The sequence below is a fragment of the Nocardiopsis tropica genome (assembly GCF_042660575.1).
Lineage (GTDB): Bacteria > Actinomycetota > Actinomycetes > Streptosporangiales > Streptosporangiaceae > Nocardiopsis > Nocardiopsis tropica.
Map to the genome: position 1 here is coordinate 298,483 of NZ_JBHSUF010000008.1, position 18,275 is coordinate 316,757.

Genomic DNA, 18,275 nt, shown 5'->3' on the forward strand with positions numbered 1-18,275 from the left:
CCCCACCTGACCCCGAGGAGATCGCTGTGAGGATCCGCGTCACGGAACCTGTCCGCATCAAGGTCAAGGGCGGCAAGGTCGTCAGCCTGGACGCCCACCACGAGTACTACCTGGAGGACGACAAGACGGCCGCCAACCTGGTCAAGGAGGGCCGGGCTGTCGAGCTGGACGCCCACGGCCGGGTCATCAAGCGGCCCGCGCGCACCCCGGCGGCCAGCAAGGCCCCGGAAGGCACCCCGGGCAAGCCCGGCGCCACCCGCACCACCAAGGCCGAGACCGGCGCCCCGGAGAACAAGGACAGCGGCGCTAAGAGCACCACGAAGGGCGGCTGACGATGAGCGGCTACGTCGAGTCCGACGGGACCTGGGTGCACTCCGAAGGCATCGGCGCGATGGGCACACCCCAGACCGGGGTGACCGACGCCGGGCAGACCGCCGCCGTCGAGGTCGGCGCGGCGGCGACCGCCCGCCTCACCCTCACCGTGACGGCCGCCTCCGGCACCACCCCGACCCTGACCGTCGCTGTGCAGACGTCCCGCACCGGTAGCGGAGGGTGGGCCACGGTCGCGTCGTTCGCCGCCGCCACGGGGGCCGGGGTGCAGCACAAGGCGTTCGGGCCCCTGGACCGGTACGTGCGAGCCCAGTGGGACGCCCCCGAGGGCACCGACGCCGCGTTCGACTTCGCCCTCACCGGAACCCTCCTCTGACATGGCCGCTCCGTTCGCGTCCCCCGACGAGGTGCGGACCTTCCTCGATGACGAGAGCCTGGACGACGACCGCCTCGTCCTTCTCCTGGCCGTCATCGCCGACGAGATCCGCAGCACGGTGGGGTGGTCCATCACCCAGGAGACCGACGTCGAGGCGGTCGTCGACGGGACCGGGGTGACCGAGCTGCTGCTGCCGACCCTGCACCTGTCCTCCGTGTCGTCGGTGATCGAGAACGGGCGTCTGCTCGACCCCTCCCGGTACCTGCGGTACCGGCACGGCGTCATCAAGCGGGTGGAGGGCGCGATCCCGGTCCGGTGGACGCGGCGACTGCAGGGCATCACCGTCACCTACACCCACGGGTACCCGGCCGACGCCATCCCCGGCGTGATCAAGGCGGTCACCTTCGACGCGGTCGGCCGCGTCGCCGACAACCCGGCCGGCGTCCTCAAGTCGCGGACCGTCAACAAGGTGGCCGTCAGCTACGCCGACATCCGCACCCTGGTCGGCCCCATCGACGACCGCCGACTCGACGTCTGGCGGCTCCCCGACGGCGGCCTCGCATGAGGTTCGGCAGGGAGGTCCTGACAGTGGTGCGCGGGCCCGGCACCGACCGCCACGGCGACCCCCTCCCCGGCATCCCCACCGAGACACCCATCAGCGGGTGGGACATCCAGCCCGGGGCCACCACGGAGGACACCGACAGCGGCAACACCGTCACCGCCGAGTGGATCGCGATCGGCCCGCCCGCCGCCGACATCACCGCCACCGACCAGGTGCGCTGGCGCGGCGACCTCTACCAGGTTGAGGGGGCCCCGGGCCGGTGGCCCGACGAGCGAGGCCGACCCCACCACACCGAAGTGGAACTGAGCCGGATCCGCGGCTGACCAGCGCACAGCCGTATCTCGCACCGTGTGACCCTTCGGAGTGCCTGATCAGGAAAGCAGACGGTTGATGTTCGCGTCACTGAGGGCCTCACGGGCCTGCGCACCGAGTTGCTGAGAAATGTCGGTGAGCTTCTCGCGGGCACTGGAAACAACATCGCCGGGCCATTCCGGCTGGCCGCTGGCGCGCGTCATATCGGCGAAGTACTCCTTGCGCCACGTGTCGACCTTCACGACAAGCTCCTGGTCTTCGATCCGCGCCAAAGCGAGCCGCAGCCGTAGGTGCACTTCTTCCATGTCCAAAGCGGAAAGACCAAGTGCGCTGGTGTTGAGATTGTGAATTTTCGCGGTGAATATCACCATGGCGTGGTAGAACTCCTCGGCCGCCAGCTGAGCAGCTATCAGGTTCTCCTGTTGAAACTCCGCACGTGCGCGTGCGCGCTCTCTGCGCTCGGCTTCCTTCTCCCGCCTGCTCGTCGCCCAGTGGATCAACCACTGCGCGAGCAAGGCGACTCCGGCACCACCCAGAACCAGTCCGAGGTCTCGGAGCAGCACACCCCACCACGGCCACGTACTCATCATGACCGCACCGTAGCGGACGGAGGTGCCACATGGCCGACCTACCGCCGTTTCCGGACATTGAGGACCTGCTCGCGGACGCGCTCGCCGACCTCGCCGAGACCGGGTCGGAGACCCCCGACGACCTGCAGGACCGCCTCCCGTTCATCCGGATCACCCGCATCGGCGGGTCCGACGACCGGCGCACCGACACCTCCCGTGCCGACGTCGACTGCTTCGGCCGTACCCGCAAGCAGGCGTGGGAGCTGGCGCGCGCTGTCCAGCAGCGGCTCATCTCCGGCCCGACCCGCGTGCCCGGGGTCGGCCTGATCGACCGGGCCCGCACCGAGCTCGGACCGCGCCGCGCCCCCCACCCCGATCAGACCCTCTGTCGGGTGCTCGCCACGTACCGCGTGAGCGCCCGCCGCTAAGGCCCGCCCGGCCCGCCCCGCTACCTGCGGGGCTTTCACGTGGAATTTCGCACGAGAGGAGCCGGGCTATGCCTGCATGGGAGTCCCTCCGTAACCACCAGAACCATCTGATCAGGAAGGCACTCGAGGGGTCGACGTTCATCGCGCCGACCACGTCCAGCGCCATCGCGTCCCTGACCGGGTCGGACAAGAGCCTCAACGCCCTCCCGGTCGGATACAACGACCTCGGGTGGATGTCGGACGACGGGCCCCAGTTCGCCGCCGACGTCAGCTCGAGCGACATCACCTCCTGGGGTGCGGTCGAGCCCACACGGCGCGACATCACCTCCGACGTCACCACCCTGCAGGTCGGCCTCCAGGAGACCAACCGCCAGACGATCGGCCTGTACACGGGCGCGGACATGACCGCCGTCGTCCCTGACCCGACCTCCGGCGAGGTCGCCGTGTCCAAGCCCGACCGGCCGCCCTTGAGGTTCTGGCGGGTCCTGACCATCGGCGTGGACCTGGCCGACGCGGGCGAAATCTACATCGCCCGCTTCCTGCCCCGGGCCAGCGTGACCGACAAGGACGACCAGGCGTTTCAGTCCAACGACGACTCGGCGTTGGGCTGGCCCGTCACCCTCACCGCCTACATGGACAGCTCCGTGGGCTACTCGGAGCGGTTCTTCTTCGGCGGCCCCGGCTGGGAAAGCCTCCTCAGCGCCATGGGGTTCTGAAGGTGGCCCGCGCCACGAGCCTGCGCGTCGAGGTCGGCGACATCGCCCCCGCCGACGAGCTGTGCACCTCCTGCCACCTGCCCGCGCTCGTGCGCGCGGACCTGGTGTTGCTGCACACCGACGGCGTCACCACCATCGGGACCTTCACGGTCTGCACCACCGACGGCTGCGAGGACGACGAGCCGTCCCCCTGATCGCCGCGGCGGCCGGTATGCCGGGCGGGCGCCGGCCGTCGCGGCCTCCATCTCCAGCCCGCCACCCACGAGGACACGCCATGACGGAGTACGTATCGCCCACGGGCCAGACCCAGTGTGCGGAAGATCCGGTCGTGCAGGTGCGTCTGCGCGCTCACGGCTGGATACCGCGCTTGGAGCTGGAGAAGGTCGCCGCCCACAACCAGGCCGCCGCCCAGCGCCTGGCGCTCGCCCGCGACGCGGAGGCGAAGGCGCAGGAGCGCGCCGAGCAGCGCCGGGCCGCCCAGATGGGAGAGGCCGCTGACACCGGGACGCAGCCCGCAGCGGCACCGGCCGCAGTCGAGCCCCCGCCCCCGCCTGACGAGACCCCGACGACCACCAGCGAGGAACCCGCCGGGCCGACCGCCCGCCGGACCCGCACCACCAAGACCAAGTAGAAGGAGAGCCCGCCCATGGCTGCCCGGTCACCACAGCGCCCCGCCAGGCCCAAGCCCGCCGTCCGGCCCAAGGACGTGTTCGACCTCGACGCCCTGGAGAAGGGCGGGGAGGTCAAGCCGTTCGCCGTCCGCCTCGGCGGCAAGGTCTTCACCCTGTCGGACCCCTTCGACGAGGACTGGCAGGACGCCGTCCTCATCGACATGCACGACATCGAGGGCTCCCTGAAGCCGCTGCTGGGCGACCAGTACGAGGACTTCAAGAAGATCCCCATGCCCATGTGGAAGATGAAGATCCTCAACGACCGCATGGAAGCCCACTACAGCCAGTACTACGGCGACCGGGGGGAAGGGCCCGCCTCGTCTGGCTCCTGACTCGATACCGGGACCAGATCGAGGCCGACCTCGCCCTGATCGGCTGGGACCTCGCCGCGCTGTGGACAGCCCGCAGGTGGCGGTTCCTGCTCAACCTGATCGACCACCTCCCGCGCACCTCCCACCTGACCGCAGCGATGGCCGACGACGACGAGCTGGCGGAGAACTCCCCGGAGCCCACCGGCTCGAGCGCGCCGACGCTCACCGAGTGGTCGCCCACGGTGGAGCGGCTCACCCTGGCGGTCGACCGTCTCGGCGAGCTGATCGCCGCCGTGTACGGAGCGGCCGGTGGCAAGGCCAAGGCGCCCAAGCCGCTGCCGAGGCCGATCACCGCGCGGGACCGGGTGCGCAGCAAGGTCCGCCAGCGCAAGCGGGCACACGTGCTCGCCGAGCTTGGCCGGGCCCGCGAGGAGCAGCGCCCGTCCATGGCCGAACTTCCGACTGCCCCCGACGAGCGGTACACCGCCGCCCGGACCCGCACACCACCACCCAAGGAGTAACCCGTGCTCGTCGACTTCGAGCTGGACCACGACGGCATCGCCGAGATCCTGCGCTCTGCGCAGATGCGCGACGCCATGAACGGCACCGCCGTGGCGGTGGCCGCCGCCGCCCGGGGCCGCGTGGACAAGGGCGACCGGGTCGTGTACCGGCCCTACACCACCGACCGGCAGGCGGCTACCGTCACTGTCCTGTCCTCGAGGGACCGCAGCGAGGACCTGTACCAGGCCGCCCGGTCGACCGGTCTGGATGTCAACGAGGAACGCCCGACCGCCACCGCCGAGTAACCCGCTGAGAGTGAGGCCCGCCCATGCCCGCAGACACCACGTTCGACCTCGACGCAGTACCGCCGCCCATGCCGCTGGAGCCGTTCCCCTTCACCTGGGGCGGCCAGTCCTTCACCCTCGACCACCTGCAGGGCCTGGACGCCTGGGCTCTGACAGAGGCCACCGAGGGCGGCGACACCCGCGCCATGACCGGTTCCCTGCGTGTCGCCCTGGGCGACCAGTACGAGCAGTTCCGGGCTCTGGGCCTGCCCCAGTACAAGGTCCGGCCGCTGTGGAAGGCGTGGATCGCCCACTGCCAGCCGCCCGCTGAGGACGACCCGCAGGACACCACCACCGCCTGAGAAGGCCCCCGCCCACCCCCTGTCCGCTCACCACATGACCACCGGATGGGGGGTGCTTCGCCATGCCCAACGTCGGATACGCATCCCTCCAGGTCATCCCGTCCATGCGGGGCATCAGCGATGAGCTCCGCCAGCAGCTCGTCCAGCCTGCGGCGGACGCCGGAGAGCGGGCAGGGCGGGCGGCCGGGGAGGGGCTGAAGGACCGCATCAAGGCGGGGGCGGTCGCCGCCGGAGTGGTCGCCGGGACCGTGCTCGTCGCCGGGATCACCGACGCCGTCGGCCGGATGAACGCCTCCAAGCTGCTGCAGGCACAGCTCGGCACCACCGGGCCGGTCGCCGAACGCCACGGGCGCATCGCCGGAGACCTCTACGCCTCCGGCGTGACCGGCACGTTCCAGGAGGCGGCCGACTCGATCCGCGCCGTGGTGCAGTCCGGGCTGGCCCCGCCCGACGCCACCAACGCCCAGCTCGAGTCCATGGCTACCAAGGCGTCCGACGTCGCCAACGTGTTCGGCCAGGACCTGGGCGGGGTCACCACCGCCGTCTCCCAGATGCTGCGCACCGACCTCGCGGGGTCCGCCGACGAGGCGTTCGACCTGCTCACCGCTGGTTTCCAGGGCGGGGTCGACCAGGGCGAGGACTTCCTCCAGGTCATCACCGAGTACGGCACCCAGTTCCGCAAGGCGGGCCTGGACGGCGGTACCGCCATCGGTCTGATGAACCAAGCCATCCAGGCCGGCGCCCGGGACGCGGACATCGCAGCGGACGCGATCAAGGAATTCTCGATCCGCGCCGTCGACGGCTCCGACCTGACCGCGTCCGGGTTCGATCGTCTCGGGCTGTCGGCCACGGACATGGCCGCCCAGTTCGGGGAGGGCGGGGCATCCGCGTCCGCAGCCCTGGACACCACCCTGGACCGGCTCCGCGACATCCAGGACCCGGTCGAGCAGGCCGAGATCGCCACCGCTCTGTTCGGGACCCAAGCCGAAGACCTGGGTGCCGCGTTGTTCGCCATGGATCCGTCCACGGCCGCCGATGAGCTGGGTGAGTTCGGGGGCGCGGCAGAACAGGTCGGTGAGACCATCCGGCAGGGGCCCGCACACGAGCTGGAGGTGTTCAAGCGGTCTCTGCAGGGCGAACTGGTCACCGCCCTGGGCAACGCCGTCACCCTGTTCAACGACGCCGAGCCCGCCACCCAGCGCCTGGCGCTCGGCATCGCCGCCGTGGCGCTCGCCGCCGGGCCGCTCAGCTTCGTCGCCGGAGGCATCGGCAGGGTCGGCGGTGCGGCCATCGGCGCGGTCGCCGGAACCGCGAGGTTTACCGGCGGCCTCATCCGCGGGTCGGCCGCCCTGGGCGAGAACGCGTCCCGGTCTGCGCGCGCCGGGGCTGCGGTGCGCAACTTCGGCGGTGCGGCCGGTCGCCAGATCGCCAGTATGGCCGGGTTCGTCCGCACCCTGGCCCTGGTCGGCACGGAGTACACCAAGGTCGGTCTCCGCGCGGGGGTGGCCCGTGCGCGCATCCTCGCGGTCGCCGCCGCCCAGAAGATCGCCGCCGCTGGTGGGCTGCTGCGCACCCTCGCGCTCGTCGCGCTCGAGTACACCAAGATCGCCGTCCGCGCCGTCGTGGCCCGCGCGGCCATCCTCGGGCAGGCCATCGTCCAGCGCGCGGTCGCCATTGCCACCGGCATCTGGACCGCCGCACAGTGGGCCCTGAATTTGGCCATGAGCGCCAACCCATTAGGGCTCATCGTCATCGCGATTATCGCCGTCATAGCAGCCATTGTGCTTTTGTGGCGAAATTCGGAGACCTTCCGCACGATCGTGACGGGTGCTTTTAATGCGGTCTGGTCGGCCATCAAGTTCGTCTGGAATTGGGTCAAGTCGAATTGGCCGCTTTTGCTCGCGATCATCACCGGGCCGATCGGAATCGCGATCGGATTGGTGATCCGCTACTGGGACCAGATCAAGGCGGCCACGCTCGCAGCGTGGAATTTCGTCAAGGCGTCTGTCCTGGCTGTCGTCGGATGGCTCGTCTCGCTCTTCCTGAACTTCACCCCGGTCGGGCTGATCATCCAGCACTGGGACAAGCTCCGGGCCGCCACACAGGCCGCCTGGATGTGGCTGCGCACGACCGTGTCCGCCCTCTGGCAGGGCCTGGTCACCTGGGTCGTCTCGCGCACGCTGAGCCTGCGCGACAGGGTCGTCGGAGGGGTGACGGCCCTGCGAGACCGGGCCGTGGCCCTCTTCACCCAGGCCCGGGACTGGGTCGTAGCGCGGGCGACCGGCCTGCGCGACCAGACCGTCGCACGGGTGGTCGGGCTGCGAGACCGGGCCGTCGCGATCCTGACTGCGCTCCGAGACCGGGGCGTGGCCGTGGCCTCCGCCCTGCGCGACCTGGTGGTCGGCCGGGCGCAGCAGCTCCGAGACCGGGTCGTCGGCGCGGTCGACACCCTGCGCTCGCGCGTGATCAGCGCGTTCGAGCGGGCGAAGGACGGCGTCGATAAAGCCTGGTCGAAGCTGGAAAGCGTCGCCAAAAGGCCCGTGCGGTATGTAATTCAGACGGTGTACAATGCGGGAATTGTACCCCTATGGAATAAAGTAGCGGCGAAGGTTCCGGGTATTAATAAGCTCTCGGAAATGAACCTTCCGCGCGGCTTCGCGAAGGGCGGAATCCTCGGAGGGTATTCGACCTGGCGGCAGGGAGACGACCAGGTGATCCGTGCTCGCAAGGGCGAGGGCATTGCTATTTCTGAGGCGATGCGTGTCCCCGAGTTGAGGTCCGAACTCCTCACGTGGAACAACGTCGGCGTCCGGGGTGGGGTCGCAGCGCTGCGCCGCTACGCCCAGGACCGCCGCGCTCGCGTGGCCCCCTCCCCGCGCGCCATCGCCCAGGGGCAGCCGCCGTTCCACGGGTTCGCGACCGGCGGCATCGTCGGCCAGTGGATCTCCTCCAAGTGGGACTCCGTCGTCGGCAAGGTGAAGGAGTGGGCCACCGCGCCCCTCAACGCCCTCCGCGACCGGGTGAAGGAGCGCTTCGGCACCGGCCAGGACTTCGAGGGCATCCCGTACCGGATGGTCGTCGCGATCCGCGACAAGATCCTCGACCGGTTCGGCAAGGCCGACTCCGACTACGCCGCCTCCTCCGCCGGGGGCGCTGCCGGATGGTCCGGCCTGGAGTCCGCGTCGACCCGCCTGCGCCGCGCTGCGAGCTGGGCTCGCAACCAGCACGGCAAGCCGTACATCTGGGGCGGTGCGGGGCCCAGGGGCTACGACTGCAGCGGCTTCACGGGCAGCCTGGAGAACGTCATCAGGGGCATCGGCCCGTACTTCCGCAGGTACTCAACGCATGGTTTCCAGGGGTCCTCGGCACCGGCAGGGTGGGTGCGCAACCTCGCGTCCCCCTACCAGGTCGGCATCACCCACTCGGGCGTCGGCCACACGAGCGGAAGCTTGATGGGGGTCAACGTCGAGAGCCGGGGGTCCCGGGGCGTCATCATCGGCCGCGGCGCCCGAGGAGCCCGCGACCGGCTGTACTCCTCGACGTACGGGTTCCGGCCGGTGGCCGGGGACTCCACTGCCGGGAGCAGCGGCGGCGGGGGAGGGGGCGGCCGGGCCGCGTTCTACGACTCGGGGGGCTACGCCCAGCCCGGTGTGACCGCGCTCCTCAACGGCACCCGCAAGCCCGAACCGGTGCTGACGCACCGGCAGTGGTCGGACGTGTCCACGCTGGCCGGGCGGGGAGCCGAACGCGGCGACACCTACAACCTCTACCCCCGCACCCTCGACATGACGGTGCAGGACCTCGAGGTACTGCAGCGCCGCCAGGAGGCGCGCGCTCGAGTCGGACGCCCACGGTAGGGAGGCTGCGCTGTGCCGATCATCGCGGGCGATCATGACCCCGGGGCGATGTTGCCCGAAGTCGGGTTCGCCACCGCCGCCTACACCGACCCCGTCGGCCGGGTGTGGCCGCTCACCGACACCCAGTCGGGGTGGTTCACGCTCGCCGACGGCGTCAGTGGCCTGGGGGCGGCGGTGTACGACCTGACCACGGACGCGCACCCGCGCGGAGGGGTGAGGCTGCGGCACGCCCAGCCCCAGGCCCGGACCGTGGTGTGGCCGCTGCACGTCTACGGCGACAGCCACACCGAGTTCATCGGCAGATGGCGACGCCTCGCCCGCGCGTTCACCGACACCCTGCGCCGCGGCCCCGGTCGGCTGGAGATCGCCCGCCCCGACGGCACCCGACGCCACATCGCCGTCCGCTACTCGGCCGGGTTCGAGGGCCAGGGCGAGCAGGGCACCGGCATCCACTCCGACACCGCCATCCTGTCCCTGCTGTGCGAGGACCCGTACTGGGTGGACTCGGTGCCGCTCACCGCCCGCCGCGAGCACGCCGTCGGGGAGGACTTCCTGCAGCCCTTCCCGTCGGTGTCCTCCTCCCAGGTCCTCGGCGAGACCACCCTGGACAACCCCGGCGACGTCGACGCCTGGCCCGAGTGGGTGATCACCGGGCCCGCCACGGCGGTGACCTTCACCCACACCGACACCGGCCGCTCCTTCACCCTGGACCCGGCCGAGGTCGGCGGGAGCCTGCTCGCCCACGAACAGGTCACCGTCACCACCCACCCACCCCGGGTCCGCAAGGCCACCGCCGAGCGGCAGACCATCAGCCTCGGCGCAGCCACCGCCGGGACCATCACCATCACCGCCTTCGGAGAGACCACGGCGAGCATCCCCCGCACCGCCACCGCCGCGACGGTGCGGACTGCGCTGGAGGCGCTGGTCGCTGTGGACCCCGACGAGGTCGTCGTCACTGGCGGTCCGCTTCCGGCGGCCGTCACCCTGACGTTCGTCGGCCGCTACCTCGGCACGAACGTCCCCCAGGTGGTGGTCGTCCCGACCGGGTTGACCGGCGGCACCGTCACCGTGGCCACCCTCACCCAAGGCGGCACCGCGAACTGGGTCGGGGCGCTCGACTGGCCCGGAGCCGACCTGTGGCCGCTGCAGCCCGGGGAGAACCGCGTCACCTTTCAGCTCGATGGGTCCGGGGCCGGGTCGGCTGTTGACCTGTCGGCCGCCGCCCGACACGAAACGGCCTGACCCCATGCCGATCAGCCTGCTCATCACCGACGAGGACCTGGCCGTGCAGGGCGACCCCCTCGACGGATGGGCTGCGCTCGACTCCACCCTGAGGTTCAACGAGCCCGCCAGCGGCAGCGTCCAGCTCACCGCCTACCCCGAGGTCATGGCGCAACTCCAACCGGGCAACCGGCTCGTGGTGATCCGGGACGGCACGATCTGGAGTGCCGGGCCGATGGAGATGCCGCAGGACTACGCGTGGTCGGTGGGCGACTCCTCCGAGCCCCACCCGGGCAAGGTCACCGTGAACTTCTCCGACGATCTCGCGAAGGTGGCCGGGTACGTCACCTGGCCGACCCCCACCGCGGCGTGGGCCAGCCAGCACGCCACCGACTCGAGGTCGATCACCGACACCAACGCCGAGACCATTATCAGGCAGCTGGTCACCGAGAACTGCGGGCCCGGTGCGCTCACCGCTCGCCGGATCCCGCACCTGACGCTCGCCCCGGTCGCCGGGGTCGGCACCAACACGACCATCACCACCCGGTTCGAGGGACTGCTGGTCGCGGCCCGCCGTGCTGCGCTCAACGGAGGCCAGATCGGGTTCCGCACCCGCCAGGTCGGCGGCCAGATCCTGTTCGAGGTGTACGCGCCGGCCGATCTCACCCGGACCGCCCGGTTCTCCGCCGGGCTCGGGAACCTCCGCTCGGTCCAGTACAAGCAGTCCGCGCCGACGGTGACCCACGCCCTCGTCGGCGGTGGAGAGGACACCGCCCGGGTGTTCGTGGAAGTCGCCGAGACGGCCGTCGCAGCGGAGTGGTGGCGGGTGGAGAAGTTCGTCGACCAGTCCTCCATCGCCACCGACACCGACGGCGAGCTCACCGGCGCGGGCCGCGAGGAGCTGGCCACAGGGGCGGCCCCGGTCGAGCTGGCCACCGTCACCGTCGACACCGAGGACCTGAAGGCCGGGCGCGACTTCGGGCTCGGCGACCGGGTGACGGTGGAGCTCCCGACGGGGCTCGAGGTGGCGGACGTGGTCCGCTCCATCCACCTGCAGGCGTCCCCGAACTCGGGGGAGTACGTGTCCTCCCTCATCGGGTCGGCCGAGGCCACATCTGACCCGGCGACCGTCCGACTGATCCGCGACCTGGGCCGACGGCTCGGACGCATGGAAGCGAGCAGGTGAACCATGGCGCAGTCCTCGTGGCCGTCCCCGGCCCACAACTCCCGCAACGTCACGGACACCGAGTACGAGATCCTCGCAGCACGGTTCTCCGACGACGGGCTGATCGGCGACCCCGGCGACAGCGCGGCCGTGCTCGCAGGGACCGGTCTGCAGGTCCTCGTCCGCGCGAACAAGTTCGGGTCGCTGCGCGGGCACGCCTGGTCGTCGGGAACCACCGACGTGCCCCTGGCCATCGCCCCCAACAGCTCAGGGCAGACGCGCGTGGACCGGGTGGTGCTCGCCCTGGATCGGGCGACGTGGACCGTCCGCGCTGTCGTCTCCCAGGGCACCGCCGGGGGCGGCGCGCCCGCTCTGGTCCGTGATGCGACCCGGTACGAGATCCCCTTGGGGAGGGTGACCGTGCCGACCGGCGCGGCGTCGGTGACGGTGGCCCGCGAGGAGCTGTACATCGGGTCGCGGGTGCGGCCCTCCGACTCGACCACCGCCAACCCCACCCCCGCGCTCGGCGAGCTGGGCTTCGAGCGCGACACCGGACGCCTGCGCATGTGGGACGGGGCCGCCCGCCGCCTCATCTACGAGGACACCGGCGACATCGCCCTCCCGGTCGGCTTCGACACGTGGGTGGAGGAGTCCGGCGGCAAGGTCGGCCGCAAGATCGGCTCCCTCGTCCAGCTCGTCCTCAACGTGCGCCGAGTCCGCTTGAACTTCCCGGCCTCGGACGCGGACGGGTCGAAGCTGTGCAACGCCATCCCTTCGGTGCTGCGCCCGGAGAAGACCCTGTACTTCCCCGGAGCGTTCACCGGCGGCACCTCCGCGCGCCTGGAGGTGCGCGCCGACGGTGAGATCTGGGTCAATCACCAGTCCGCGACCGTCACGGTCGGCCGCTACCTGCGGGCCACCCTCACCTACCTCAAGCCCTGAAAGGACGGTGGCTGATGGTCAGGCACCGGTTCGGCGGCATCGCCGACTACGTCATCACCCTGGGCGAGACCAACGCCGCCACCCTGGTACCCGGAACCCCGGTCACCTGTTGGAACGCTGCGAGCGGCGGAACCCAGTACGTCGACCTGGTCGACCTGGACGGGTCCACCGTCATCGCGGGCGGAGAGCTGACCACCGACGCGGTCGGCGCCCTGCCCGAGTTCCTGGGCCCCGACGGGGTCCGGTCGGTGTACCTGGACGCGAACGGCGGCGCCGGGCCGCGTCGGCGCGCGGTCGCCGTCGACGTCGGCGACGACCTGACCGTCGTCGAAGCTGCGGTGTCCGGGCACGCCGCCGCGCTCAACCCCCACGGGACCGGCATCGCGACCTTGGCGGACACCGCAGCGAACCCGGCGACCGCCGACGTCAAGGGCGGCGGAGTCCTCACCTACGACACCACGACCTCGACCTGGCGGCCGGACGGCACCACCTCCGGACTCATGGGGTGGCACGCAGCTCTCGCGGGCCGCCACTACGCGCGCGCCACCATCGTGGCCCTGGGCGACTCCATCACCGAGGGCCAGGGTGCGACGGCGTTCTCCAGCACCTGGCCTGCCCGCCTGCGGGCCCTGCTGAGGCACCGGTTCCCCACCGACGGAGTGGCCGGCGGCGGCCGCGGCTTCATCGGCGCGGCGTCGACCGGCACCCTCTCCTACACGTGGCCGACCTCTGTCACCGGGGGACCGGACTTGGACGCCGGGTGGGGGCCCAAGCGGTACGCGGTGTTCCTCGACGGTGCGGCCCCGGCCGACACCCTCACCTACGCCCTGCAGGGCACGGCCGCCGACATCGTGTGGGGGCGCAGCGAGTTCTCCGGGAGCTTCCGGTACCGGGTGGACGGCGGGCCGTGGACCACGGTCAGCACTGGGGGTGCCACCCAGGACGGGATGCTTACCCGTGTGGACCTCGGGGCGTCCGGCCCCCACGAGCTGCACATTGAAGCGGTCGACGCGACCTTCAAGCAGATCATCGCCGGGGTGGTCGAGTACGACGGAGACGAGGACGCCGGGCTCGTCGTGCACGAGTGCGCGCACTTCGGGTGGTCCTCCACCGCATGGGTGGGAGGCACCACCGCCCCGGCCCGGTGGCCGTCCGCGATCGGCGCACTGTCCCCGGACCTGGTCGTCATCATGCTCGGCGCGAACGACCAGTGGGCGGGCACGGACCCGGCGGCGTTCCGCTCGACCCTGTCCGCGCTGATCGGCGCGCTGCGCGCAGCGACCGTCGCGCCGATCCCGTACCCGCCGATCCTCCTGGCGATGCACGCTGCGCGCGGCGACGGACCCTTCGCGCACCCCTGGTCGGCGTACACCACCGAGGCGCACGCCATCGCCCGCACCGACCCCATGGTGTCCGTCGCCGACCTCACCGTCGGGCCCCGCTTCCCGGACCAGGCTACGAGCCCGTCCTGGGGCCTGTACGCCGACGCCGTCCACCTGTCCGACACGGGCCTGTCCTATGTGGCCGACCAGCTCGCCGCCCTGCTCGCCCCGAGGTGAGGCGTGGACGTCACCGCGCTCGTGCCCCTCGCTGACGTCGGCCTGGTCGGCGCGCTCATCTCCGTGGTGTCCTACGGCATCTACGCGCTGGTCACCGGTCGTCTCATCTCGTCCACCATGCACGACCGGATCGTGGCGTCGCGGGACGCCCAGCTCCAGCAGATGAAGGAGCTGTACGAGGCGGAGCGCGCGCGGGGGGACCTGCTCGCCCGGCAGACGGCGTCGCTCACCGAGGCCGCCAAGACCAGTGCGAGTGCGATGGACGCGCTGCGCGGGGTCGCCACCCCGCCCCCTCCGCCCGAGGAGGGCGATGACCGATGAAGTGGAAGCGCCTGCTCCGCGTATGCCGTCGACACCGCACCCCGGCCCCTCCCGTCACCGATACCGACCTGCAGCGGATGCGGGCTGACACCGAGGCGTCGATGGCGGACGCGCAGGCCCGCGACCCGGAGGTGCGCGAGGTTGCCGCACGGCACCGCGAGCACGGGGCCCGCAACCACTTCGGGGACCTGTTCATGAACCTGCTGGAGGGGGGCCGCGGCGATGTATGAGCTGGGGAACTGGGTGGCCATCGCCGCCGGAGTGCTCACCTGGGGGTTCTTGATCGACTACCTCACCGGCACACCGTGGCACCGCTCGAGTGGCGGTCGCCTGTTCGTCTGCGGGCTTGTGGTCCTCACCGCGATCCTCACACTCGTCGCCGTGCGCCTCGTCGCAGGCGAGTACCCGGGCCACGAGGTCATCCGCCTGGCCGTGTACTCGGCCGGGGCCCTCACCATCGCCGTCGCCTGGGCTGTCCACCGCCGTGTGCGCTGCCGAGATCGAGCGCACGACACCTCTTCTTCCAGGGGCCGACACCGGTCCTGATCCACCCCGCCCGGACCCGTCTGAGTGCGGGGCGTCTCAATGTCGGAGGCAACCTCGGTGCGAGGTGAAGCCCTTGGTCGGGCTCCCCGCACGACCGTGTCGGGGAGCCCAGCACCTACGGCCAACCGGAGGGGCCGGTCAGACGGGGATCAGCTTGAACTCGAAGCGCGCCACCTTGTCGCGCTCTTGCAGGGCATGCCTGACCATCCAGTCCTCGATCGGCCTCGTGACATCGGGCCAAGGCTCGGTCTCCAGCCACCTCTTGCTGCTCTTGGGCGCGTGGATGAGACGCTCGTTCTGGTACCCGTACACCATGATCCCGTTCTCGGTCGGGACCGTGTTCCAGAGGGTGGCGTCGTTGTAGTTGGTGAGGCGGACGCCCTTGGAATCCCACGACCAGTACGCGGGGCCAGATGCGTCGGGCCCGGTGTGCTCGACGATGTACTCGTCACTGCTGTCGTACTGGTGGAAGACGACCGGTACCCAGTTGTCGTTGTCCTGCTTGGACAGCCTGACCCAGTCCCCTTCGGGGCCCACCCCCCGGCCGTCCTGGACGAAGTAGTACTTCTTACCGCTGGTGATGCCGTCAGAAGCCATGGAAGCCTTTCCAGAGCGGTCGAACAATCAGTGATTGAAATGCTACCCACGGCAACTCTCCAGTGTGTGTCGTTCGCCTGAACACAGCCAGCCCCGACCAGTCGGCCGGGGCTTTTGCATGCCCAAGGAGGGCACCATGACCGATTTCCTGATGGGCCTGTACGGCCGATTCCGCCACCTGCTGCGCTACCGCCGCAACCCGGCCGTGTACGTGGCCATCGCCCTCGTGGTGGTGCTCACCGGGTGGCGGCTCACCAACGGGATGCCGCTCGAGGACATCCTCACCGAGCACTACGTGGAGTCCATGCTGATCCTCGCGGGCGGCGTCCTCACGCGCCTGCAGGTGTGGGCACCGGAGAGCGTCGAGGACCTGTTCGCCGCGCAGGAGGCGTACCCCGCACCGGAGGACCACGTCGAGTTCGACCCCCGCCTGGCCACACCGCCCGACGAGGGCACCATCCGCGAGGACTGACCCATGGACGTGATGCAGCTCCTCGCCGTGCTCACGACCCTGCCGCTCGTCATGGGCCTGGTCGTCGAGTCAGCGCCCACCGTGGGCATCCCGTCGGTGATCGGCACGTCCGGCCGCCCGCGCTCGGGCCGCGTCGTCCACTACAACGGCGGCCCCCTCACCTGGGGGTCGCACGCCAACTGCCGCGCCCAGGTACGGCAGATGCACGCCGGGCACCGCGCCCAGGGGTGGGCCGGGATCGGCTACCACTACCTGATCTGCTGGCACGGCATCGTCCTCACCGGCCGCGGCCTCAACCGGGTCGGCGCCCACGCCCCCGGCGCGAACAGCTCCCACATCGGAGTCCAGTTCATGCTGGGCGGCAGCCAACAGCCCAACGCCGCGCAGCTCGCCGCGTTCGTCGCCCTTGGGGGCTGGCTCGCCGCGCGCAGCGTCCGAGCCTCGGTGACCGGGCACCGCGACTGGATCTCGACGTCCTGCCCCGGCGGCCCGGTGTACGGGCGGGTCCGCTCCGGGAACTGGGGCGGGGGCTCCACCGGGGGCGGCGGAAACACGCCGGCCCCGGCGCCGAAGTTCTCCTACTGGTCGGTGGCCGGGGTCCAGGTGCCGACCGGTTCCCCGTGGCTGCTGCGGGGGATGACCGGCACCCCGGTCCTGCGCCTGCAGCAGGCCCTGCTGAAGTGGCGGCCCGGCATCCTTCCGAAGCACGGGGCCGACGGCGGCTTCGGCGCTGAAACGGAGGCGGCGGTCCGCGCTCTGCAGCGTGCCCGGGGCGTCAGCCTCGACGGCGTGTACGGCACCGAGTCCGCGGCCGAGCTCCGCCGGGCCCTGTCCTCGACCCCGGCTCCGCCCGCGAAGCCGTCGGGACCGGACCCGCTCGTCGTCGACGGGCGTCTGGGCGGCCTCACCGCGAAGGCGGTCCAGCGCGTCCTGGGCGTGAAGGCCGACGGGGTGTGGGGGCCGGTCACCGTGAAGGCCCTGCAGCGCCGGTGCGGGCTGACCGGTTCGGCGGTCGACGGCATCCTGGGGCCGCAGACGATCCGTGCCGTGCAGCGCCGGGTCGGTCTCACCGGCCGGGCGGTGGACGGTATCTGGCCGTCCATCCGTGCCGTGTCGGCGAAGGGGATCGTCACCTTCAACACGGGCGCGGTCTCCGAGACGACCCGCGAGCTGCAGAAGGCGGTGAACTCGGGCAAGGTCTGACGCAGCACGCTGTAGGGTCGCGTCGCCCATCAGGGCGGACGCAAGCGCCCGCCTCCGTTAAGGAGGCGGGCGCTTTTCGTGTGTCCGGGGCTACTTGTCCTTCTTCGCCTTCTTCTCATCCTCGGCCGGAGCTTTGTTCGCGTCGATCTTCGCTTGGATCTTCCTGATCCGATCCGCCGCGATTCCCTGCTCGATGACTTCCTTGAACGAGGTGGCAATTCGCTCGGCGTCTGGATCTCCCATGCTGTTCCTCTCTGGTGTGGTGCGGTACTGGCCTCTTACAGGCCGAGTTGGTCACGGGCGGCATCGATACGGTCCGCCAGCTTGTCCGGCCGGTCAGCATGGACCACCACGCTCGCCATGGGGTTCTGGGCCCACATCCCATCCAGGCGGGACACGAGGTCGGTGCGGATGAGGAAGCCCACGTACCAGTCCGGTCGGAGATTCTGTTCGATCGATTCCAGGGCTTCGAGGTCCGCGCGGACCTGGTCGGCGTCCAGGACGCGCAGGAAGTGCCTCTCCTTCTCCCACGGTCGACTGAAGCTGACAGCTGAGTAGCCATTCACGACAGTGGTCTCGATGCCCCAGGTCAGGTCGGTGAGGTGGGTCAGCTGTCGTCGGGTCATGAGCGTTCTCCGGTGCGCAGGGTTTCGATGAGGGCTGCGATGTGTCCGGCGTCGCCGACAGCCCCGACCTCGAGTGCGAGGGCGTGGACCTGCTCCAGGGCGCGGACGACCTCGCCGCTGCCCGTCCCCGCGTGCAGGACGTGGGTGATCTGGGAGCGGGGGTAGCGGCGGTGGCCGCCCAGGGTCTTGACCGAGGACAGGCGGCCGTCCTTCTCCCAGCGGGCGACGGTCTTGGGGTCCACGCGGAACAGGCGGGCGACCTCTCCAGGGGTGAGGAGGTCCTCGGCGGAGTCCATGAGGGTAGGGGAGGAGTTCAATCGGGTCTCCGTCACGGTGGGGGCCGG

At 70.8% G+C, this 18,275-nt stretch carries 26 protein-coding genes and 1 pseudogene; 22 read left to right on the forward strand and 5 right to left on the reverse strand.

Annotated elements, in window-relative coordinates; genetic code table 11:
• Positions 1-26 precede the first annotated feature (26 nt).
• The 4 genes from ACFQBR_RS15575 to ACFQBR_RS15590 are packed head-to-tail and all read left to right on the forward strand — an operon-like array spanning position 27 to position 1,591.
• The gene (locus ACFQBR_RS15575; RefSeq protein ID WP_344176941.1) at positions 27-332 is read left to right on the forward strand and encodes a hypothetical protein; all 306 of its coding nucleotides are present in this window, start codon (positions 27-29) and stop codon (positions 330-332) included.
• A gap of 2 nt (positions 333-334) precedes the next feature.
• A complete protein-coding gene (locus ACFQBR_RS15580) occupies positions 335-706 on the forward strand; it encodes a hypothetical protein (protein WP_344176943.1) in 372 nt (123 codons plus the stop codon).
• 1 nt (position 707) lies between these two features.
• On the forward strand, positions 708-1,271 hold the full coding sequence (locus tag ACFQBR_RS15585; RefSeq protein ID WP_344176945.1) for a hypothetical protein: 564 nt from the start codon (positions 708-710) through the stop codon (positions 1,269-1,271).
• Positions 1,268-1,591: a hypothetical protein gene (locus tag ACFQBR_RS15590; RefSeq protein ID WP_344176947.1), complete on the forward strand. Its 324-nt coding sequence runs from the start codon at positions 1,268-1,270 to the stop codon at positions 1,589-1,591. Before ACFQBR_RS15585 ends, ACFQBR_RS15590 begins: the two co-directional genes overlap by 4 nt.
• Positions 1,592-1,639: 48 nt before the next feature.
• Here the strand turns inward: ACFQBR_RS15590 and ACFQBR_RS15595 are convergent, their stop codons facing one another.
• On the reverse strand, positions 1,640-2,170 hold the full coding sequence (locus tag ACFQBR_RS15595) for a hypothetical protein (protein WP_344176949.1): 531 nt from the start codon (positions 2,168-2,170) through the stop codon (positions 1,640-1,642).
• A 29-nt stretch (positions 2,171-2,199) separates the two neighbouring features.
• Here ACFQBR_RS15595 and gp17 point away from each other — a divergent pair, with 29 nt between their 5' ends.
• The 16 genes from gp17 to ACFQBR_RS15675 all read left to right on the forward strand — a co-directional run bounded on the left by gp17 (position 2,200) and on the right by ACFQBR_RS15675 (position 15,033).
• Positions 2,200-2,577, forward strand: a complete 378-nt coding sequence (gene gp17 / locus ACFQBR_RS15600; protein ID WP_344176951.1) for a tail completion protein gp17 — start codon at positions 2,200-2,202, stop codon at positions 2,575-2,577.
• A gap of 68 nt (positions 2,578-2,645) precedes the next feature.
• Complete coding sequence (locus ACFQBR_RS15605; protein WP_344176953.1) at positions 2,646-3,293, forward strand: phage tail tube protein; 648 nt, start codon at positions 2,646-2,648, stop codon at positions 3,291-3,293.
• A gap of 2 nt (positions 3,294-3,295) precedes the next feature.
• Entirely contained in the window at positions 3,296-3,487 is a 192-nt protein-coding gene (locus ACFQBR_RS15610) for a hypothetical protein (RefSeq protein WP_344176955.1), read from the forward strand.
• Positions 3,488-3,567: 80 nt separating this feature from the next.
• Positions 3,568-3,924 (forward strand): hypothetical protein, encoded by a 357-nt coding sequence (locus ACFQBR_RS15615; RefSeq protein ID WP_344176957.1) that lies wholly within the window; start codon positions 3,568-3,570, stop codon positions 3,922-3,924.
• A 15-nt stretch (positions 3,925-3,939) separates the two neighbouring features.
• A complete protein-coding gene (locus tag ACFQBR_RS15620) occupies positions 3,940-4,296 on the forward strand; it encodes a hypothetical protein (RefSeq protein WP_344176960.1) in 357 nt (118 codons plus the stop codon).
• A complete protein-coding gene (locus tag ACFQBR_RS15625) occupies positions 4,203-4,796 on the forward strand; it encodes a hypothetical protein (RefSeq protein WP_344176963.1) in 594 nt (197 codons plus the stop codon). The genes ACFQBR_RS15620 and ACFQBR_RS15625 overlap by 94 nt, the downstream gene beginning before the upstream one ends.
• 3 nt (positions 4,797-4,799) lie before the next feature.
• A complete protein-coding gene (locus ACFQBR_RS15630) occupies positions 4,800-5,081 on the forward strand; it encodes a hypothetical protein (RefSeq protein ID WP_344176965.1) in 282 nt (93 codons plus the stop codon).
• A gap of 23 nt (positions 5,082-5,104) precedes the next feature.
• Positions 5,105-5,422 carry a hypothetical protein gene (locus tag ACFQBR_RS15635; protein ID WP_344176967.1) on the forward strand — a complete coding sequence of 106 codons (318 nt, stop codon included), beginning with the start codon at positions 5,105-5,107 and terminating at the stop codon, positions 5,420-5,422.
• A 62-nt stretch (positions 5,423-5,484) separates the two neighbouring features.
• Entirely contained in the window at positions 5,485-9,279 is a 3,795-nt protein-coding gene (locus ACFQBR_RS15640; protein ID WP_344176969.1) for a phage tail tape measure protein, read from the forward strand.
• Between the two features lie 12 nt (positions 9,280-9,291).
• Complete coding sequence (locus ACFQBR_RS15645) at positions 9,292-10,521, forward strand: phage tail family protein (RefSeq protein ID WP_344176971.1); 1,230 nt, start codon at positions 9,292-9,294, stop codon at positions 10,519-10,521.
• 4 nt (positions 10,522-10,525) lie between these two features.
• Positions 10,526-11,686, forward strand: coding sequence for a siphovirus ReqiPepy6 Gp37-like family protein (locus ACFQBR_RS15650; protein ID WP_344176974.1), 1,161 nt, complete (start codon positions 10,526-10,528; stop codon positions 11,684-11,686).
• Positions 11,687-11,689: 3 nt separating this feature from the next.
• Positions 11,690-12,607, forward strand: coding sequence for a hypothetical protein (locus tag ACFQBR_RS15655; protein WP_344176977.1), 918 nt, complete (start codon positions 11,690-11,692; stop codon positions 12,605-12,607).
• A 14-nt stretch (positions 12,608-12,621) separates the two neighbouring features.
• A complete protein-coding gene (locus tag ACFQBR_RS15660; protein ID WP_344176979.1) occupies positions 12,622-14,166 on the forward strand; it encodes an SGNH/GDSL hydrolase family protein in 1,545 nt (514 codons plus the stop codon).
• Positions 14,167-14,169: 3 nt separating this feature from the next.
• A complete protein-coding gene (locus ACFQBR_RS15665) occupies positions 14,170-14,487 on the forward strand; it encodes a hypothetical protein (protein WP_344176981.1) in 318 nt (105 codons plus the stop codon).
• Positions 14,484-14,717 carry a DUF7620 family protein gene (locus ACFQBR_RS15670; RefSeq protein WP_344176983.1) on the forward strand — a complete coding sequence of 78 codons (234 nt, stop codon included), beginning with the start codon at positions 14,484-14,486 and terminating at the stop codon, positions 14,715-14,717. The genes ACFQBR_RS15665 and ACFQBR_RS15670 overlap by 4 nt, the downstream gene beginning before the upstream one ends.
• On the forward strand, positions 14,710-15,033 hold the full coding sequence (locus tag ACFQBR_RS15675) for a putative phage holin (RefSeq protein WP_344176985.1): 324 nt from the start codon (positions 14,710-14,712) through the stop codon (positions 15,031-15,033). Before ACFQBR_RS15670 ends, ACFQBR_RS15675 begins: the two co-directional genes overlap by 8 nt.
• 138 nt (positions 15,034-15,171) lie before the next feature.
• Here ACFQBR_RS15675 and ACFQBR_RS15680 read toward each other — a convergent pair whose 3' ends face one another.
• The gene (locus ACFQBR_RS15680; RefSeq protein WP_344176987.1) at positions 15,172-15,630 is read right to left on the reverse strand and encodes a hypothetical protein; all 459 of its coding nucleotides are present in this window, start codon (positions 15,628-15,630) and stop codon (positions 15,172-15,174) included.
• A 136-nt stretch (positions 15,631-15,766) separates the two neighbouring features.
• Here ACFQBR_RS15680 and ACFQBR_RS15685 point away from each other — a divergent pair, with 136 nt between their 5' ends.
• Complete coding sequence (locus ACFQBR_RS15685; RefSeq protein WP_344176989.1) at positions 15,767-16,102, forward strand: hypothetical protein; 336 nt, start codon at positions 15,767-15,769, stop codon at positions 16,100-16,102.
• 3 nt (positions 16,103-16,105) lie between these two features.
• The gene (locus ACFQBR_RS15690) at positions 16,106-17,305 is read left to right on the forward strand and encodes a peptidoglycan recognition protein family protein (RefSeq protein ID WP_344176991.1); all 1,200 of its coding nucleotides are present in this window, start codon (positions 16,106-16,108) and stop codon (positions 17,303-17,305) included.
• Between the two features lie 90 nt (positions 17,306-17,395).
• Here ACFQBR_RS15690 and ACFQBR_RS15695 read toward each other — a convergent pair whose 3' ends face one another.
• The 3 genes and pseudogenes from ACFQBR_RS15695 to ACFQBR_RS15705 form a co-directional block, all read right to left on the reverse strand.
• The gene (locus tag ACFQBR_RS15695; RefSeq protein WP_344176993.1) at positions 17,396-17,548 is read right to left on the reverse strand and encodes a hypothetical protein; all 153 of its coding nucleotides are present in this window, start codon (positions 17,546-17,548) and stop codon (positions 17,396-17,398) included.
• Between the two features lie 35 nt (positions 17,549-17,583).
• Positions 17,584-17,931: a hypothetical protein gene (locus tag ACFQBR_RS15700; protein WP_344176995.1), complete on the reverse strand. Its 348-nt coding sequence runs from the start codon at positions 17,929-17,931 to the stop codon at positions 17,584-17,586.
• A 134-nt stretch (positions 17,932-18,065) separates the two neighbouring features.
• Positions 18,066-18,227: pseudogene (locus tag ACFQBR_RS15705) on the reverse strand (BldC family transcriptional regulator); the annotation flags it as partial.
• Positions 18,228-18,275: the final 48 nt, after the last annotated feature.

Bases quoted from the DNA above. Each gene is read 5' to 3' on its own strand.
- ACFQBR_RS15580 (WP_344176943.1), top strand. From the start codon at position 335: ATGAGCGGCTACGTCGAGTCCGACGGGACCTGGGTGCACTCCGAAGGC.
- ACFQBR_RS15585 (WP_344176945.1), top strand. From the start codon at position 708: ATGGCCGCTCCGTTCGCGTCCCCCGACGAGGTGCGGACCTTCCTCGAT.
- ACFQBR_RS15590 (WP_344176947.1), top strand. From the start codon at position 1,268: ATGAGGTTCGGCAGGGAGGTCCTGACAGTGGTGCGCGGGCCCGGCACC.
- ACFQBR_RS15595 (WP_344176949.1), bottom strand. From the start codon at position 2,170: ATGATGAGTACGTGGCCGTGGTGGGGTGTGCTGCTCCGAGACCTCGGA.
- gp17 (WP_344176951.1), top strand. From the start codon at position 2,200: ATGGCCGACCTACCGCCGTTTCCGGACATTGAGGACCTGCTCGCGGAC.
- ACFQBR_RS15605 (WP_344176953.1), top strand. From the start codon at position 2,646: ATGCCTGCATGGGAGTCCCTCCGTAACCACCAGAACCATCTGATCAGG.
- ACFQBR_RS15615 (WP_344176957.1), top strand. From the start codon at position 3,568: ATGACGGAGTACGTATCGCCCACGGGCCAGACCCAGTGTGCGGAAGAT.
- ACFQBR_RS15620 (WP_344176960.1), top strand. From the start codon at position 3,940: ATGGCTGCCCGGTCACCACAGCGCCCCGCCAGGCCCAAGCCCGCCGTC.
- ACFQBR_RS15635 (WP_344176967.1), top strand. From the start codon at position 5,105: ATGCCCGCAGACACCACGTTCGACCTCGACGCAGTACCGCCGCCCATG.
- ACFQBR_RS15640 (WP_344176969.1), top strand. From the start codon at position 5,485: ATGCCCAACGTCGGATACGCATCCCTCCAGGTCATCCCGTCCATGCGG.
- ACFQBR_RS15650 (WP_344176974.1), top strand. From the start codon at position 10,526: ATGCCGATCAGCCTGCTCATCACCGACGAGGACCTGGCCGTGCAGGGC.
- ACFQBR_RS15655 (WP_344176977.1), top strand. From the start codon at position 11,690: ATGGCGCAGTCCTCGTGGCCGTCCCCGGCCCACAACTCCCGCAACGTC.
- ACFQBR_RS15660 (WP_344176979.1), top strand. From the start codon at position 12,622: ATGGTCAGGCACCGGTTCGGCGGCATCGCCGACTACGTCATCACCCTG.
- ACFQBR_RS15670 (WP_344176983.1), top strand. From the start codon at position 14,484: ATGAAGTGGAAGCGCCTGCTCCGCGTATGCCGTCGACACCGCACCCCG.
- ACFQBR_RS15675 (WP_344176985.1), top strand. From the start codon at position 14,710: ATGTATGAGCTGGGGAACTGGGTGGCCATCGCCGCCGGAGTGCTCACC.
- ACFQBR_RS15680 (WP_344176987.1), bottom strand. From the start codon at position 15,630: ATGGCTTCTGACGGCATCACCAGCGGTAAGAAGTACTACTTCGTCCAG.
- ACFQBR_RS15685 (WP_344176989.1), top strand. From the start codon at position 15,767: ATGACCGATTTCCTGATGGGCCTGTACGGCCGATTCCGCCACCTGCTG.
- ACFQBR_RS15690 (WP_344176991.1), top strand. From the start codon at position 16,106: ATGGACGTGATGCAGCTCCTCGCCGTGCTCACGACCCTGCCGCTCGTC.
- ACFQBR_RS15695 (WP_344176993.1), bottom strand. From the start codon at position 17,548: ATGGGAGATCCAGACGCCGAGCGAATTGCCACCTCGTTCAAGGAAGTC.
- ACFQBR_RS15700 (WP_344176995.1), bottom strand. From the start codon at position 17,931: ATGACCCGACGACAGCTGACCCACCTCACCGACCTGACCTGGGGCATC.